Below are 14480 nucleotides of genomic sequence, written 5' to 3'. Positions count from 1 at the left end.
TGTTCAAGGGGGCGCGCCGACAGGCGCGGGGATAAGGCGGAATGCGCGGGCAATTCTGCCTGGGCCGGGCACTGGGACCATGGTCTATTTGGGACCTCGGCCCCGGCTCAGGCATAATTGCCGGTGAAACTTCCTTTGCGCCGGCGTTTCCGGGCACGTCCGGACGGCGTTTTTCCCCCTGTTCGGAACATCGATCAATGACGCAGAAAATTACGGTCATCCGCGGCGACGGCATTGGCCCGGAAATCATGGACGCCACCCTGTTCGTGCTCGACCAGCTCAAGACTGGCCTGGAGTACGAAGACGCCGACGCCGGCCTGGTGGCCCTGGAAAAGCACGGCGACCTGATGCCGGCAGTGACCCTGGAATCGATCGCGCGCAACAAGGTCGCGCTGAAGAGCCCGCTGACCACCCCGGTCGGTGGTGGCTTCACCTCGATCAACGTCAGCCTGCGCCGCCACTTCGACCTGTACGCCAACGTGCGTCCGGCCCACACCTTCCCGAACACCAAGTCGCGTTTCGACAACGTCGACCTGATCACCGTCCGTGAGAACACCGAAGGTGCCTACCTGGCCGAAGGCCAGGAAGTGTCGGCCGACGGCGAAACCGCCTTCTCCGGCACCCGCATCACCCGCAAGGGCTCCGAGCGCATCGTGCGCTACGCCTTCGAGCTGGCCAAGAGCACTGGCCGCAAGAAGGTCACTGCCGTGCACAAGGCCAACATCATCAAGTCGACCTCGGGCCTGTTCCTGAACGTCGCCCGTGAAGTCGCCGCACAGTACCCGGAGATCGAGTTCCAGGAAATGATCGTCGACAACTGCTGCATGCAGCTGGTGATGCGTCCGGAACAGTTCGATGTGATCGTCACCACCAACCTGTTCGGCGACATCATCTCCGACCTGTGCGCCGGTCTCGTCGGCGGCCTGGGCCTGGCCCCGGGTGCCAACATCGGCAAGGACGCGGCGATCTTCGAAGCCGTGCACGGCACCGCGCCGGACATCGCCGGCCAGGGCAAGGCCAATCCGTGCGCGCTGCTGCTGGCAGCCGCGCAGATGCTGGACCATGTCGGCCAGCCGGAAAACGCCGAGCGCCTGCGCAAGGCCATCGTGGCGACCATGGAAGCCAAGGATTCGCTGACCGGCGACCTGGGCGGCACCGGCACCACCATGAGCTTTGCCCAGGCCATCGCCAGCCGCCTGTAAGCGGCCGGCCGACCTCGGTTGGATCCACAGCGGGGCGCCTTCGGGCGCCCCGTTGCGTTGTGGGCCGGCCCGGTAGATCCACGCCGTGCGTGGAATGACGGGGCCTTGGTCCGCAGCCACCCATGGGGTGGCTCTACATGGAAATTGTCTGTGCGTACATTGCACAGAACATGTGCCGCTACGCGGCTGGTTCGTGCGTCATGCGCTCCGCATCCTGTGCCCACTTCCCAACGCACTGGAGCTCGAACATGAACCTCACCGCCTTCGGCCTGGCCAGCCTGATCGGCATGGCCACCACCGCCCCGGTCGCCGCCGCCGAGCCGGCCCATCCCACCATCCGCCACATGGCTGGCGCGCCGGTCGCGACCTCGCTGGATGCGGCAAAGACCGCCGTGCTGGTCATCGACTTCCAGAATGAGTACTTCGATGCCACGGCCGCACCGGGCTTTGCCGGTGGCCGCATGGTCATTCCCGATGGCGTGGCCGCGCTGCGGCAGGCGAAGCGGGTGGTCGAATTCGCCGATGCTCATGGCATCCGCGTGATCCATGTGCAGCACGTGCTGCCGGCGGGTGCGCCGCTGTTCGCACAGGGCAGCGTCAATGCTGCCTTCCATCGCGACCTGCAGCCGCGCCAGGGCGAGACCGTGGTGCAGAAGGACAATGTCAGCGTGTTCGCCGGCGCGTCCTCCACCGTGCTCGACCCGCTGCTGAAGAACGCCGGCATCGACACCCTGATCGTCACCGGCCTGCAGACCCATGCCTGCGTGGCTGGTGCCGCGCGCGACGCGGCGGCCGCGCCCCGTGGTTACCGGGTGATCGTCTCGTCCGATGCCAGCGCCAGCCGTGACCTGGACCTGGCTGGCGGCCGGCGCATCGGCCATCGCACGCTGCATGAAGCCGCTCTGGCCCAGATCGAGGACGCCTTCGGCGATGTCATGACGACTGACGCGATCCTGGCACTGCCGGTGCGCAAGGCCGGCGACGGCGCTTGATAAGCTGGCGGGGCCCGCATGCCGCGGGCTCCGCCACGTGGAGCTGCCCGCCGATGGATCACTTCGCTGCCCTGCGTGCACTGCGCGCCATCGTCGATGCGGGCAGCTTCACCGCGGCAGCCGAGCGCCTCGGTACCACCCACTCGGCGATGTCGCGGCAACTGCGGCAGCTGGAAGAACACCTGCAGGTGCGCCTGCTCGATCGCAACAGCCGCCGGCTGTCGTTGACCGAGGCCGGGCGCGACTACTACCGTGAGGCGGCAACGCTGCTGGACCGCCTGCAGGAAGCCGACGACCGTGCCCGTGCCGGGCAGGCGCAGCCCAGTGGAAGCGTGAGGATCAGCGTGCCGCAGGTGGTGGCCAGCCAGGAGCTGCCGCACTGGCTGCCGTCATTCCTGCAGCGTTACCCCCAGGTCACGCTGGACCTGTCGGCCGATGACCAGCTGGTCGATGTGGTCGGTGGTGGTTTCGACCTGGCCCTGCGCATCGCGGCTTCACTGCCGGACAGCCAGCTGGTCGCGCGCGAGCTGGCCAGCTGCCCGCGCATCCTGGTCGCCGCACCGGCCTACCTGGCACACCACGGACTGCCGCGGCAGGCAGCGGACCTGGCTCATCACACGCTGCTGGGTTTCAGTCCCACGCCAGCAATGCCGCCCTGGCAGTTGCAGGGGCCGCGCGGCGCAACCGCGAGCATCGAAGCCGGGCAGCGCCTGCGCGTGGATGCCACGCCCGCACTGTACGCCGCCGCGCTGGCCGGCATGGGCATCAGCCTGTTCACCGCCTTCACCGTGCAGGAGGATCTGCGCGCCGGTCGTTTGATCCGCGTGCTGCCGGCCTGGCATGCGGGCCAGCGACGCTACTTCGCGCTGTACCCGCATGCACGTGCACTGGCGCCCAAGGTGCGTGCGCTGGTCGAGCATCTCGCGGCGCACTACGCTGCACAGGTGAGCGCGGCAGGGTAGTCGCGCGGTTGCAGCCGGGGTGATGATGGAGTCGGTGTATCTGCTGGTCGCGCTTGGCGCGATCGTCGCCGGATTCGTACAGGGCCTGACCGGTTTCGCCTTCGGGATGGTAGCGATGTCGTTCTGGGCATGGGGGCTGGAGCCGCGACTGGCCGCTGCGCTGTCGGTGTTCGGCGCGCTGGTCGGTCAGCTGGTGGCCGTGTTCACCGTGCGGCGTGGCTTCAACCTGCGCCTGCTGCTGCCGTTCGTGCTGGGCGGCCTGGCGGGCATTCCGCTCGGCGTGATGGTACTGCCACACCTGGACATGGACTGGTTCAAGGCGCTGCTGGGCGGCTTCCTTGCGCTGTGGTGCCCGGTGATGCTGATGGCGCGATCATTGCCGCCGATCCGCGTGGGTGGTCGCATCGGTGACGCGATCGCCGGCATGGCAGGTGGGGTGCTCAGCGGCATCGGCGGTTTCGCCGGACCGGTGCCGACGCTGTGGAGCACGCTGCGTGGCTTCGGCAAGGACGAGCAGCGCGCGGTCATCCAGAACTTCAACCTGGCGATGCTGGCAGTGACCATGGCCACCTATGTCGGCAGCGGCCTGGTGAGCCGGCAGATGCTGCCGTACTTCGCCATCGTGGCGCCGGCGATGATGGTGCCGACCCTGCTGGGTGCGCGCGTCTACATCGGCATCAGCGAGGCGCGCTTCCGGCAGATCGTACTGAGCCTGTTGACCGCGTCGGGCATCGCATTGCTGGCGTCGTCGATGCCGGCGCTGCTGGCGCGGTCGTAACCGGTTGAACGTCAGGTCGGGCGGAACATGCGGAAGCGCTGTCCGGCACCGATGCGGAAGTAGTCGGCAGGCCCGCCGCCGCGCAGGATCGGGGCCGCCGCAGCGGTGTCGTAGATGCCATCGACCAGCAGCCGTTCATCGATATGCACCGTCACCACTTCGCCCAGCACCAGCCAGCCGTTGGTGTCCTGGCCGGCGGCATCGCGCAGGCGGACGATCTGCGTGCAGCGGCATTCCATGCTTACCGGGCTCTGTGCCACGCGGGGCGGTGTGACCTGCGTTGAGGCCAGTGGCGTCAGACCGGCAAGGACGAACTCGTCGACATCCGGCGCGACCGCACGGCAGCTTTCGTTCATCGCCTCGGCCAGGTCGAAGGTGGCCAGGTTCCACACGAATTCACCGGTGGCTTCAATGTTGCGCAGCGAGTCTTTGCGGCCCTGGCTGGAGAAGCCGATGATCGGCGGGGTGTAGTTGAAGGCGTTGAAGAAGCTGTAGGGCGCCAGGTTCAACGTGCCCTGTGCGTCGCGGCTGGAAATCCAGCCGATCGGGCGCGGGCCGATGATGGCGTTGAACGGGTCATGCGGCAGACGGTGGCCCTCTGCCGGGCGGTAGCTGTGGAAGGTGTCGGGCATGGGGGCAGGGGACGTGTGGGCTTGCTCGACTCTACAAAAAAGCCGCGACCCTTGCGGATCGCGGCTTGTCTCTCTCGGCGTGGCTGGACTCAGCGCTGCTGGATCTTCGACAGCAGGCGCAGGAACTCCACATACAGCCAGACCAGGGTCACCATCAGGCCGAATGCGCCATACCACTCCATGTACTTCGGCGCGCGCTGGGCCACGCCGGTTTCGATGAAGTCGAAGTCCAGCACCAGGTTCAGCGCCGCCACGACCACCACGAACAGGCTGAAGGCGATGCCCAGCCAGCTGGAGTCGTGGATCACCGGCACGTTGATGTTGAAGAAGCCCAGCACGAACGAGGCCAGGTAGAGCAGGGCGATGCCGCCGGTGGCGGCGACCACGCCCAACTTGAAGTTCTCGGTGGCCTTGATCACGCCGCTGCGGTACGCGAACAGCAGCGCAAACAGGGTGCCGAAGGTCAGCAGCACGGCCTGGAACACGATGCCCGGGAACTTGGCGTTGAACAGGGCCGAGATGGCGCCGAGGAACACGCCTTCCACCAGCGCATACATCGGCGCGGTGAACGGCGACCATTCCTTCTTGAAGATGGTGATCAGCGCCAGCACCAGGCCGCCGATGGCGCCGCCCATGGCATACAACCTGGCTCCGGCCATGACCTGGCCGTAGTCGTCGATGGTCTGGTTCCAGGCGAAAGCGGCCGTCAGCACGGTCAACAGCAGCAGGAAACCGGTCTTGTTGACGGTGCCGTTGAGGGTCATTGCCTGGTCGGGGCTGGTCACCACCGAACCGCTGGCGAGGTCGAGGAAGGTCGACTCGGAAAGAGCCGGGTTGCCGCTGCGCATGCGTGTTCTCCGTGCGAATGAGGGTCAGGGCGGCCATCCGGCCGATGGGCGTGAGCATAGCCGATGACTGCTTTCGGCGTTGTGGCAGGCCGCGGAACTGCGCATCCTTCGTTGACAGTTCCCAACGCGCTTGGCGACAATGACCAACTCCCCGGGCCTGACTTGAGGGGATTGCAAGACCGGGGTATAGCGCAGTCTGGTAGCGCGCCTGCTTTGGGAGCAGGATGTCGGGGGTTCGAATCCCTCTACCCCGACCAATCCCACGTCACGTCGGATTGGACACCGTTCCGGTTCGGGCGCCCGTAGCTCAACTGGATAGAGCACCGGCCTTCTAAGCCGGCGGTTACAGGTTCGATTCCTGTCGGGCGCGCCATTGGCGGGACAGCGGGATCGCATCGGCGGATGTGAAGAAGTGCTTGCAAAAGCGTAAAGACTCCACCAGAATATCGGACTCGCTTCGGCGGACCGGAACTTCGGTGACAGTCTCCAGGCAAGGTTTCAAGGTTCCAGTGCTGGCGGTATCGGCGGTGGAGCGAAAGTTTCAGTGGTGGCTGTAGCTCAGTTGGTTAGAGTACCGGATTGTGATTCCGGTGGTCGGGGGTTCGAATCCCCTCAGCCACCCCACTGATTCAACCGCATCGGCGCAGCCGAAACGGTATTGCAATAAACAGAAAGCACGCTACAATGCGCGTCTGAGTTTCACGGGCCGTTAGCTCAGTTGGTAGAGCAGTTGACTCTTAATCAATAGGTCCAAGGTTCGAATCCTTGACGGCCCACCAAGACGGAAGCCACCTGGTACGCCAGGTGGCTTTTTTCTTATAGGTGTGACCCTTTCGTTTCAATGGGCCACACGTTGCAGGGCCCCGCCTGGCGTGGATCTGCAACGCATCGGGATCGCAGTGCTGGTTTCAACGATGTTGAAGAAAGTGCTTGCACCCACCGAGCGGATCGGGTCATAATTCGCGCCCCGATTTCGGGCTGTTAGCTCAGTTGGTAGAGCAGTTGACTCTTAATCAATAGGTCCAAGGTTCGAATCCTTGACAGCCCACCAGACGAAAGCCACTTGGTCATCCAGGTGGCTTTTTTCTTGCCCGCACGCCGGGTTGCGCTTCATCCACGCATGGCGTGGATCTACTGAAGCAGTGCTGAAATCAGGGGCATACGCGTCATCAGTGTTTTCAATGCTGTGCACTGCTTCTCACCGCATGGCGTCCTGCATCGCACCCAATAGATCTTCCGCGCCGATGGCGCATGCAGGAAGGAAGATGTTGATGGCTGAGATCACTCGATTGCACGGCACGGTGTGGATTCCCTTCGCGTTGATGGCACTGGCGGCCTGCACGCCGGGCAATGATCCCGCGCAGGCTGTCGAGCGTGATCCGGGCGCAGAGCGCATTCCGGCGCGCCAGATCGACGACGCCATGCAGTTGCGGCCGGCCCGGCCCGCGGAGGGGGAGGTCCTGCCCGGCGCGGTGGACGTACAGCGCAATGCGGACGGTTCGGTGGATGTGCGCAGGGCTGCGCCGGCGTCGGTGGCCCTGCGTCGCACCGACGATGGGGGCGTGGAGGTCCGGAAGGTGGATGCGGCCGTCGACCCGGGCTCAGGCGCGGCGCCGGCCCGCACGGTACCGCAGCAGTAGGCTGCGGCCAGCCCGGCGGGTCGCGCACCCGCCGGGCTGGCCGCGATGCAGCGATGGCGCGGAGCGTAGTGGATTCAGCTTTGTGCAGGCCTTCCGATTCCAGTCGCCGCCTGCGACAATGAACACCTGTGCCGGCCACGCGAAAGTGGCGGAATTGGTAGACGCCCTGGATTTAGGTTCCAGTGCCGCAAGGCGTGGGGGTTCGAGTCCCCCCTTTCGCACCAGTGCCGGCCTGTCCCCGCCCTGATCGGGCCATCGGCGCCCCCTTGACCGGCACGCGCTGGCAGTGCAGGCCGAATTGGGCGAAACTAAAGGGCTGCGGCAAGCAGGCGCGTCCCAGACGTCGTGTCCTAACAACCGTTTCATCCCAATCATCGAGCCGGGGGCCTGGGCCACCGGTGGCAGGAGTCAACATGCAAGCTTCGATCGAATCCACCGGCAACCTGGAACGCCGCCTGAGCTTCTCGCTGCCGGAAGAGCGTCTGCAGAGCCACATCGCCGGCCGCCTGGGCGAAATCGCCCGTACCACCCGCATCAAGGGGTTCCGTCCGGGCAAGGTGCCGGCCAAGGTGATCGAGCAGCGCTTCGGCGCGCAGGTCCGTGGCGAGGCGCTGGACGGCCTGCTGCGCGAGACCTTCGACGCGGCCGTGCGCGAGCACGACCTGCGCGTCGTCGGCAGCCCGCGCATCGACAAGGGCGACGAGGGTGAGTTCTCCTTCGTGGCCACCGTGGAAGTGGTGCCGGACTTCGGCGACATCGACGTCAGCAAGCTGACCGTCGTGCGCCACACCGCCGAGATCACCGACGCCGACATCGACCAGATGATCGAGAACCTGCAGAACCAGCGTCGCACTTGGGCCCCGGTCAGCCGTGGCGCGCAGGACGGTGACCTGGTCGCGGTCGAAACCTGGTCGCAGGCCGGCGAAGAGCGCCTGCCGGCCGAGGGCACCGAGAAGGGTTCGATCGTGCTCGGCCAGGGCATGATGTTCGACACCATCGAAAAGGGCCTGGTCGGCCTGGCCAAGGGCGAAGAGAAGACCCTGGACGTCGAGTTCCCGGCTGACTGGCGCGTGCCGGTGCTGGCCGGCAAGACCGTGCAGGTCACCGTCAAGGTTGCCGACGTGTCCGAGCCGGTCGTGCCGGCGGTCGACGAAGCCTTCATCAAGAGCTTCGGCGTGAAGGGTGGCGACGTCGAGCAGTTCCGCAGCGACATCCGCGCCAACCTGGAGCGTGAGCTGAAGGGCGCGCTGATGAACCGCCTGCGCCGCGAAGTGGGCGAGCAGCTGATCGCGGCCTACTCGTCGGTGGAAATGCCGCCGCGCCTGGTCGAGAACGAAGCCCGCGCCATGCTGGCCCAGCAGGTCGAGCAGCTGCGCCGCAACGGCCAGAACGTCGGCGAGATCCCGGCCGATGCCCACGAAGGCTTCAAGGACGCCGCCGCCAAGCGCGTGCTGGTCGGCCTGCTGGTCGGTGAAGTGGCCCGCATCAACGACCTGCGCCTGGAAGCCAAGCGCCTGAACGAAACGATGCGTCTGATCGCCTCGACCTACGAAGAGCCGGAGCAGGTCATTGAGATGTACCGTAACGACCCCCAGCTGATGTCTGGCCTGCAGAACCGTGTGATGGAAGAGCAGGTGATCGACTGGATCGCCGAGCGTGCCCAGCACACCGAAGAGAAGCTGTCGTTCCAGGACGCGATCCGCCAGTAAGCCGGCGGATCACCGGATGCCCCGCGCCTTTGCCGGCGCGGGGTTGTTGCCCCCCAAGATAGGTACCTCACGTAATGGACAACCGAACCAAAGCCCTGAACCTGGTTCCGATGGTGGTCGAGCAGACCAGCCGCGGCGAGCGTGCCTACGACATCTATTCGCGCCTGTTGAAGGAGCGCCTGATCTTCCTCGTGGGCCCGATCGACGATCACATGGCCAACGTGGTGGTGGCGCAGTTGCTGTTCCTGGAATCGGAGAACCCGGAAAAGGACATCAACATCTACATCAACTCGCCGGGTGGCGTGGTCACCGCCGGCATGGCGATCTACGACACCATGCAGTACATCAAGCCGAATGTGAGCACCACCTGCATCGGCCAGGCCGCCTCGATGGGCGCCCTGCTGCTGGCCGCGGGCGAAGCCGGCAAGCGCTATGCGCTGCCGAACTCGCGTGTGATGATCCACCAGCCGCTGGGCGGCTACCAGGGCCAGGCCACCGACATCGACATCCACGCGCGTGAGATCCTGACCCTGCGTTCGCGCCTGAACGAGATCCTGGCCAAGCACACAGGCCAGTCGCTGGAGACGATCGCCCGCGACACCGAGCGCGACAACTTCAAGAGCGCCTTCGAGGCGCAGGCCTACGGTCTGGTCGACCAGGTCCTGGAGCGTCGTCCGGATGAGTCGATCCAGGCCGGTTGACCGGCCTTCACGGGGCCAGGGAGGCCCCGTTCCTGCAGGGTCGGGCGGGACTGGTGTCCCCTCGGCCCTGTGCTATTCTCGAATCGAACCCCCGTTCAGCGGGTGGGGTAACTGGGTAAGCGAAGCATGAGCGAAGACCGCCAAGGTCGTTCCACGGACACCGGCAAGATCCTCTACTGCTCTTTCTGCGGCAAGAGCCAGCATGAAGTGCGCAAGCTGATTGCGGGTCCGAGCGTATTCATCTGCGATGAGTGCGTGGAGCTGTGCAACGACATCATCCGTGAGGAACTTGAGGAAAAGGCGCAGTCGGCGCGCAGTTCGCTGCCCAAGCCGCGCGAGATCCTCGAGGTCCTCGACCAGTACGTGATCGGCCAGAACCGCGCCAAGCGCACCCTGGCCGTGGCCGTGTACAACCACTACAAGCGCATCGAGAGCCGGCAGAAGAACGACGACGTCGAACTGGCGAAGTCGAACATCCTGCTGGTCGGCCCGACCGGTTCGGGCAAGACGCTGCTGGCCGAAACCCTGGCCCGCCTGCTCAACGTGCCGTTCACCATGGCCGACGCCACCACGCTGACCGAAGCCGGTTACGTGGGCGAGGACGTGGAGAACATCATCCAGAAGCTGCTGCAGAAGTGCGACTACGACGTCGAGAAGGCACAGCAGGGCATCGTCTACATCGATGAAATCGACAAGATCTCGCGCAAGAGCGAGAACCCGTCGATCACCCGCGATGTGTCCGGCGAAGGCGTGCAGCAGGCCCTGCTGAAGCTGATCGAAGGCACCGTGGCCAGCGTTCCGCCGCAGGGCGGGCGCAAGCATCCGCAGCAGGAATTCCTGCAGGTGGACACCAAGAACATCCTGTTCATCTGCGGCGGCGCGTTCGCCGGGCTGGACAAGGTGATCCAGGCCCGTTCCACCGACGTCGGCAGCATCGGCTTCGGCGCCAAGGTGAAGAGCAGCGAGCGCAAGCAGGAAGTGGGCAAGGTGCTGGCCGAAGTCGAGCCGGAAGACCTGATCAAGTTCGGCCTGATTCCGGAGTTCGTCGGCCGCCTGCCGGTGGTGGCGACCCTGGAGGAGCTCGACGAGCCGGCCCTGATCAAGATCCTGACCGAGCCGAAGAACGCCATCACCAAGCAGTTCAAGAAGCTGTTCGAGATGGAGAACGTCGAGCTGGAGTTCCGTCCGGACGCGTTGTCGGCCATCGCCAGGAAGGCGCTCAAGCGCAAGACCGGTGCCCGTGGCCTGCGCACCATCGTCGAATCGGTCCTGCTGGACACCATGTACGACCTGCCGTCGCAGGAAAACGTCAGCAAGGTGGTGGTGGACGAATCGGTGATCGAGCACAAGTCCGAGCCGTACCTGATCTACCAGACCCCGGCGGTCCCTGAACAGAAGGCCGCAGGCGCCGAGTGATCCTTCCAGGTTATTGATTGGAAAGGATTTTCAAGGAATGCCTTGCATCTGAAAGCCGATGGCCCCATAACGGGGCCATCGGCTTTTTTTGTCTCCGGAAGATGCCCTCCCGGAGGCGGTTTTCCCCCTTCCCTGGAGCCCCCATGGCCCGTTCCCCAAGTGAAACCCTCGACCTGCCGGTCCTGCCGCTGCGCGACGTAGTGGTGTTCCCGCACATGGTCATTCCGCTGTTCGTCGGCCGTGACAAGTCCATGCACGCGCTCGAACAGGCAATGGAGGCGGACAAGCGCATCCTGCTGCTGGCGCAGAAGTCGGCCGAAACCGACGACCCGCATGCGGCCGACCTCTACCAGGTCGGTACGCTGGCGCAGGTGCTGCAGCTGCTGAAGCTGCCCGACGGCACCATCAAGGTGCTGGTCGAAGGCCTGTCGCGCGTGCAGGTCACCCACGTTGACGAGCGCAACGGCTCGCTGCACGGCCAGGCCGTGGAGATCGACGCCAGCGACGAGCGCGAAGCGCGCGAGGTCGAGGCGATCGCCCGCTCGCTGATGTCGCTGTTCGAGCAGTACGTGAAGACCAACCGCAAGCTGCCGCCGGAACTGCTGCAGACGCTGTCGGGCATCGATGAGCCGGCGCGCCTGGCCGACACCATCGCCGCGCACATCAGCGTGCGCCTGGCCGACAAGCAGCGCCTGCTGGAAACGCTGGCCGTCGGTGACCGCCTGGAGATGCTGGTCGGCCTGGTCGACGGCGAGATCGACGTGCAGCAGATGGAGAAGCGCATCCGCGGCCGCGTGAAGTCGCAGATGGAGAAGAGCCAGCGCGAGTACTACCTCAACGAACAGATGAAGGCCATCCAGAAGGAACTGGGTGACCTGGACGATGCGCCTGGCGAGCTTGAAGAGCTGGCGCGCAAGATCGCCGAGGCCGGCATGCCGAAGGCCGTTGAGGCCAAGGCGCGCAACGAGCTGAACAAGCTCAAGCAGATGTCGCCGATGTCGGCCGAAGCGGCGGTCGTGCGCAACTACCTGGAGTGGTTGCTGGGCGTGCCGTGGAAGAAGCGCAGCAAGGTTCGCAAGGACCTGAAGGTGGCGCAGGACACCCTCGATGCCGATCACTACGGGCTGGAGAAGGTCAAGGAACGCATCCTTGAATACCTGGCGGTGCAGTCGCGCGTGAAGCAGATGAAGGGCCCGATCCTGTGCCTGGTCGGGCCGCCGGGCGTGGGCAAGACCTCGCTGGGACAGTCCATCGCCAAGGCCACCAACCGCAAGTTCGTGCGCATGTCGCTGGGCGGCGTGCGTGACGAGGCCGAGATCCGTGGCCACCGTCGCACCTACGTCGGTTCGATGCCGGGCCGCATCGTGCAGAACCTCAACAAGGTCGGCAGCAAGAACCCGCTGTTCGTGCTCGACGAGATCGACAAGATGTCGATGGACTTCCGCGGCGATCCGTCCTCGGCGTTGCTGGAAGTGCTCGACCCTGAGCAGAACAACGCGTTCAACGACCACTACCTGGAAGTGGACCTGGACCTGTCTGAAGTGATGTTCGTGGCCACCTCGAACTCGCTCAACATTCCCGGCCCGCTGCTGGACCGCATGGAAGTGATCCGCATCCCCGGCTACACCGAGGATGAGAAGCTCAACATCGCCACCCGTTACCTGGTTCCCAAGCAGGTCAAGGCCAACGGCCTGCAGCCGGAAGAGCTGGAGATCGGCAGTGACGCCATCCAGGACATCGTGCGCTACTACACGCGCGAGTCGGGCGTGCGCAACCTGGAACGCGAGATCGCCAAGATCTGCCGCAAGGTGGTGAAGGAGATCGCGCTGGCCGGCCCGCAGCCGGCGAAGGCGAAGAAGGGCGCGAAGAAGAAGGCGCTGGTGAGCGTGTCCAGCAAGAACCTGGACAAGTACCTGGGCGTGCGTCGCTTCGACTTCGGCCGTGCCGAGGAAGAGAACGAGATCGGCCTGGTCACCGGCCTGGCCTGGACCGAGGTGGGTGGCGATCTGCTGCAGATCGAATCGACGCTGGTGCCGGGCAAGGGCCAGCTGATCCTGACCGGCCAGCTCGGCAACGTGATGAAGGAATCGGCTTCAGCGGCGCTGTCGGTGGTGCGTTCGCGCGCCGTCGGCTTCGGCATCGACAGCGACTTCCTGCAGAAGCACGACGTGCACCTGCATGTGCCCGATGGCGCTACGCCGAAGGACGGCCCGAGTGCCGGCGCGGCGATGGTCACCTCGCTGGTATCGATGCTGACCAAGGTGCCGGTGCGTGCCGACGTGGCGATGACCGGCGAGATCACCCTGCGTGGTCGCGTCACGGCCATCGGTGGACTGAAGGAGAAGCTGCTGGCCGCACTGCGTGGCGGAATCCGCACGGTCATCATTCCCGAGGAGAACCGCAAGGACCTGGCCGACATCCCGGCCAACGTCACCCGCGATCTGGAGATCGTGCCGGTGAAGTACATCGAAGAAGTCCTGGACCTGGCGCTGGAGCGTCCGTTGGCACCGAAGAAGGCGCGCAAGAGTGCGCAACGTGTCACGGTGCGCAGCAAGGCCAAACCGAGTGGAAACGCGCGCGTCAAGCATTGACGCGCGCTGTCCAATGGCCCGAAACCCGCGTCGTTGCTGGCTTTCCAGCTTGCGTGGGGGTAGGGCCACTGGTATAAAAGCAGCACTCGCGAATGAGTGATCGCAGTCTGGCGATCGCTGAATTCGGCGAACCGTTTCCACATGGCGGCCGCATGCAGAGCGCGTGCGGTTGCTTCCCTGTCGAATAAGCGGAACCCACCGCCAAAGGAGTTGTAGAGAATGAACAAGACCGAATTGATCGATGCCGTTGCTGAAGCTGCAGACCTGACCAAGGCCGAGTCCAGCCGCGCTGTCGATGCCGTCGTTGCTGCCGTCACCAAGGCGCTGAAGGACGGCGATGCGGTCACCCTGGTTGGCTTCGGTACCTTCCAGGTCCGCGACCGTGCTGCCCGCACCGGCCGCAACCCGAAGACCGGCGACACCATCAAGATCGCTGCTTCGAAGAATCCGTCGTTCAAGGCTGGTAAGGCCCTGAAGGATGCTGTAAACTAAGCGGCTCGCTGGGGTGCTTAGCTCAGCGGTAGAGCGTCTCCTTTACACGGAGAGGGTCGGGGGTTCGAAACCCTCAGCACCCACCACAGCACCGCGGTAAAAGTTTGAGTGTGGAGCGGTAGTTCAGCTGGTTAGAATGCTGGCCTGTCACGCCGGAGGTCGCGGGTTCGAGTCCCGTCCGCTCCGCCATTCAACGAGGCCTCCGGCCAAAAGCTGGAGGCTTTGTTTTCTCCCCGGTCCAGGCCGGCTGAAAGCAAAAAAGGTAACAACGCGGAGCGGTAGTTCAGCTGGTTAGAATGCTGGCCTGTCACGCCGGAGGTCGCGGGTTCGAGTCCCGTCCGCTCCGCCACTACATCGAGGCCCCCGGCCTGAAGCTGGGGGCCTTGTCTTCTCACCGACAGGTTCGGAAGGAAGGCGAAAAGGTTTTTGCAAGAACGGAGCGGTAGTTCAGCTGGTTAGAATGCTGGCCTGTCACGCCGGAGGTCGCGGGTTCGAGTCCCGTCCGCTCCGCCATTGC

The 14480-nt window shown here is 64.9% G+C and carries 12 protein-coding genes and 10 tRNA genes; 20 read left to right on the top strand and 2 right to left on the bottom strand.

What is annotated here, in order from left to right:
- Nucleotides 1–197 precede the first annotated feature (197 nt).
- From E5790_RS05370 to E5790_RS05355, 4 genes are all read left to right on the top strand, one after another.
- A complete protein-coding gene (locus E5790_RS05370; protein ID WP_014036138.1) occupies nt 198–1202 on the top strand; it encodes an isocitrate dehydrogenase in 1005 nt (334 codons plus the stop codon).
- 248 nt (nt 1203–1450) lie between these two features.
- Nucleotides 1451–2194 (top strand): cysteine hydrolase, encoded by a 744-nt coding sequence (locus E5790_RS05365; protein ID WP_014646091.1) that lies wholly within the window; start codon nt 1451–1453, stop codon nt 2192–2194.
- Between the two features lie 53 nt (nt 2195–2247).
- Nucleotides 2248–3156, top strand: a complete 909-nt coding sequence (locus E5790_RS05360) for a LysR family transcriptional regulator (RefSeq protein WP_032961780.1) — start codon at nt 2248–2250, stop codon at nt 3154–3156.
- A 25-nt stretch (nt 3157–3181) separates the two neighbouring features.
- Nucleotides 3182–3934 (top strand): sulfite exporter TauE/SafE family protein, encoded by a 753-nt coding sequence (locus E5790_RS05355; protein ID WP_111205357.1) that lies wholly within the window; start codon nt 3182–3184, stop codon nt 3932–3934.
- Nucleotides 3935–3945: 11 nt separating this feature from the next.
- Here E5790_RS05355 and E5790_RS05350 read toward each other — a convergent pair whose 3' ends face one another.
- Both E5790_RS05350 and E5790_RS05345 read right to left on the bottom strand, forming a co-directional pair.
- Nucleotides 3946–4566: a flavin reductase family protein gene (locus tag E5790_RS05350; RefSeq protein WP_014646094.1), complete on the bottom strand. Its 621-nt coding sequence runs from the start codon at nt 4564–4566 to the stop codon at nt 3946–3948.
- 89 nt (nt 4567–4655) lie between these two features.
- Entirely contained in the window at nt 4656–5414 is a 759-nt protein-coding gene (locus E5790_RS05345) for a Bax inhibitor-1/YccA family protein (protein WP_111205353.1), read from the bottom strand.
- A gap of 180 nt (nt 5415–5594) precedes the next feature.
- Here E5790_RS05345 and E5790_RS05340 point away from each other — a divergent pair.
- The 16 genes from E5790_RS05340 (at nt 5595) to E5790_RS05265 (ending at nt 14476) form a co-directional block, all read left to right on the top strand.
- Nucleotides 5595–5671 (top strand) — tRNA-Pro (locus tag E5790_RS05340).
- A 39-nt stretch (nt 5672–5710) separates the two neighbouring features.
- Nucleotides 5711–5787, top strand: a tRNA-Arg gene (locus tag E5790_RS05335).
- Nucleotides 5788–5961: 174 nt separating this feature from the next.
- Nucleotides 5962–6038: transfer RNA gene (locus E5790_RS05330), tRNA-His, on the top strand.
- A gap of 79 nt (nt 6039–6117) precedes the next feature.
- Nucleotides 6118–6193 (top strand) — tRNA-Lys (locus E5790_RS05325).
- A 196-nt stretch (nt 6194–6389) separates the two neighbouring features.
- Nucleotides 6390–6465 (top strand) — tRNA-Lys (locus tag E5790_RS05320).
- 220 nt (nt 6466–6685) lie between these two features.
- Nucleotides 6686–7054, top strand: a complete 369-nt coding sequence (locus E5790_RS05315) for a hypothetical protein (protein ID WP_111205354.1) — start codon at nt 6686–6688, stop codon at nt 7052–7054.
- Between the two features lie 139 nt (nt 7055–7193).
- Nucleotides 7194–7278, top strand: a tRNA-Leu gene (locus tag E5790_RS05310).
- Nucleotides 7279–7467: 189 nt separating this feature from the next.
- Complete coding sequence (tig, locus tag E5790_RS05305) at nt 7468–8763, top strand: trigger factor (RefSeq protein ID WP_014646097.1); 1296 nt, start codon at nt 7468–7470, stop codon at nt 8761–8763.
- A gap of 74 nt (nt 8764–8837) precedes the next feature.
- A complete protein-coding gene (gene clpP / locus E5790_RS05300; RefSeq protein WP_019659528.1) occupies nt 8838–9464 on the top strand; it encodes an ATP-dependent Clp endopeptidase proteolytic subunit ClpP in 627 nt (208 codons plus the stop codon).
- A 126-nt stretch (nt 9465–9590) separates the two neighbouring features.
- Nucleotides 9591–10880 carry an ATP-dependent Clp protease ATP-binding subunit ClpX gene (clpX, locus tag E5790_RS05295; protein ID WP_014646099.1) on the top strand — a complete coding sequence of 430 codons (1290 nt, stop codon included), beginning with the start codon at nt 9591–9593 and terminating at the stop codon, nt 10878–10880.
- Nucleotides 10881–11023: 143 nt separating this feature from the next.
- Complete coding sequence (lon, locus tag E5790_RS05290) at nt 11024–13471, top strand: endopeptidase La (RefSeq protein WP_111205355.1); 2448 nt, start codon at nt 11024–11026, stop codon at nt 13469–13471.
- A gap of 219 nt (nt 13472–13690) precedes the next feature.
- A complete protein-coding gene (locus E5790_RS05285; RefSeq protein ID WP_004146343.1) occupies nt 13691–13963 on the top strand; it encodes an HU family DNA-binding protein in 273 nt (90 codons plus the stop codon).
- A gap of 11 nt (nt 13964–13974) precedes the next feature.
- Nucleotides 13975–14049, top strand: a tRNA-Val gene (locus E5790_RS05280).
- A gap of 26 nt (nt 14050–14075) precedes the next feature.
- Nucleotides 14076–14152: transfer RNA gene (locus E5790_RS05275), tRNA-Asp, on the top strand.
- 83 nt (nt 14153–14235) lie between these two features.
- Nucleotides 14236–14312, top strand: a tRNA-Asp gene (locus E5790_RS05270).
- A gap of 87 nt (nt 14313–14399) precedes the next feature.
- Nucleotides 14400–14476 (top strand) — tRNA-Asp (locus E5790_RS05265).
- Nucleotides 14477–14480 lie beyond the last annotated feature (4 nt).

Source organism: Stenotrophomonas sp. PAMC25021 (genome assembly GCF_004795795.1).
Lineage (GTDB): Bacteria > Pseudomonadota > Gammaproteobacteria > Xanthomonadales > Xanthomonadaceae > Stenotrophomonas > Stenotrophomonas muris.
This window is presented reverse-complemented; position numbering and strand designations above follow the sequence as displayed.

Bases quoted from the DNA above. Each gene is read 5' to 3' on its own strand.
- E5790_RS05355 (WP_111205357.1), top strand. From the start codon at position 3,182: ATGGAGTCGGTGTATCTGCTGGTCGCGCTTGGCGCGATCGTCGCCGGA.
- clpP (WP_019659528.1), top strand. From the start codon at position 8,838: ATGGACAACCGAACCAAAGCCCTGAACCTGGTTCCGATGGTGGTCGAG.
- tig (WP_014646097.1), top strand. From the start codon at position 7,468: ATGCAAGCTTCGATCGAATCCACCGGCAACCTGGAACGCCGCCTGAGC.
- lon (WP_111205355.1), top strand. From the start codon at position 11,024: ATGGCCCGTTCCCCAAGTGAAACCCTCGACCTGCCGGTCCTGCCGCTG.
- E5790_RS05360 (WP_032961780.1), top strand. From the start codon at position 2,248: ATGGATCACTTCGCTGCCCTGCGTGCACTGCGCGCCATCGTCGATGCG.
- E5790_RS05345 (WP_111205353.1), bottom strand. From the start codon at position 5,414: ATGCGCAGCGGCAACCCGGCTCTTTCCGAGTCGACCTTCCTCGACCTC.
- E5790_RS05365 (WP_014646091.1), top strand. From the start codon at position 1,451: ATGAACCTCACCGCCTTCGGCCTGGCCAGCCTGATCGGCATGGCCACC.
- clpX (WP_014646099.1), top strand. From the start codon at position 9,591: ATGAGCGAAGACCGCCAAGGTCGTTCCACGGACACCGGCAAGATCCTC.
- E5790_RS05350 (WP_014646094.1), bottom strand. From the start codon at position 4,566: ATGCCCGACACCTTCCACAGCTACCGCCCGGCAGAGGGCCACCGTCTG.
- E5790_RS05315 (WP_111205354.1), top strand. From the start codon at position 6,686: ATGGCTGAGATCACTCGATTGCACGGCACGGTGTGGATTCCCTTCGCG.
- E5790_RS05285 (WP_004146343.1), top strand. From the start codon at position 13,691: ATGAACAAGACCGAATTGATCGATGCCGTTGCTGAAGCTGCAGACCTG.
- E5790_RS05370 (WP_014036138.1), top strand. From the start codon at position 198: ATGACGCAGAAAATTACGGTCATCCGCGGCGACGGCATTGGCCCGGAA.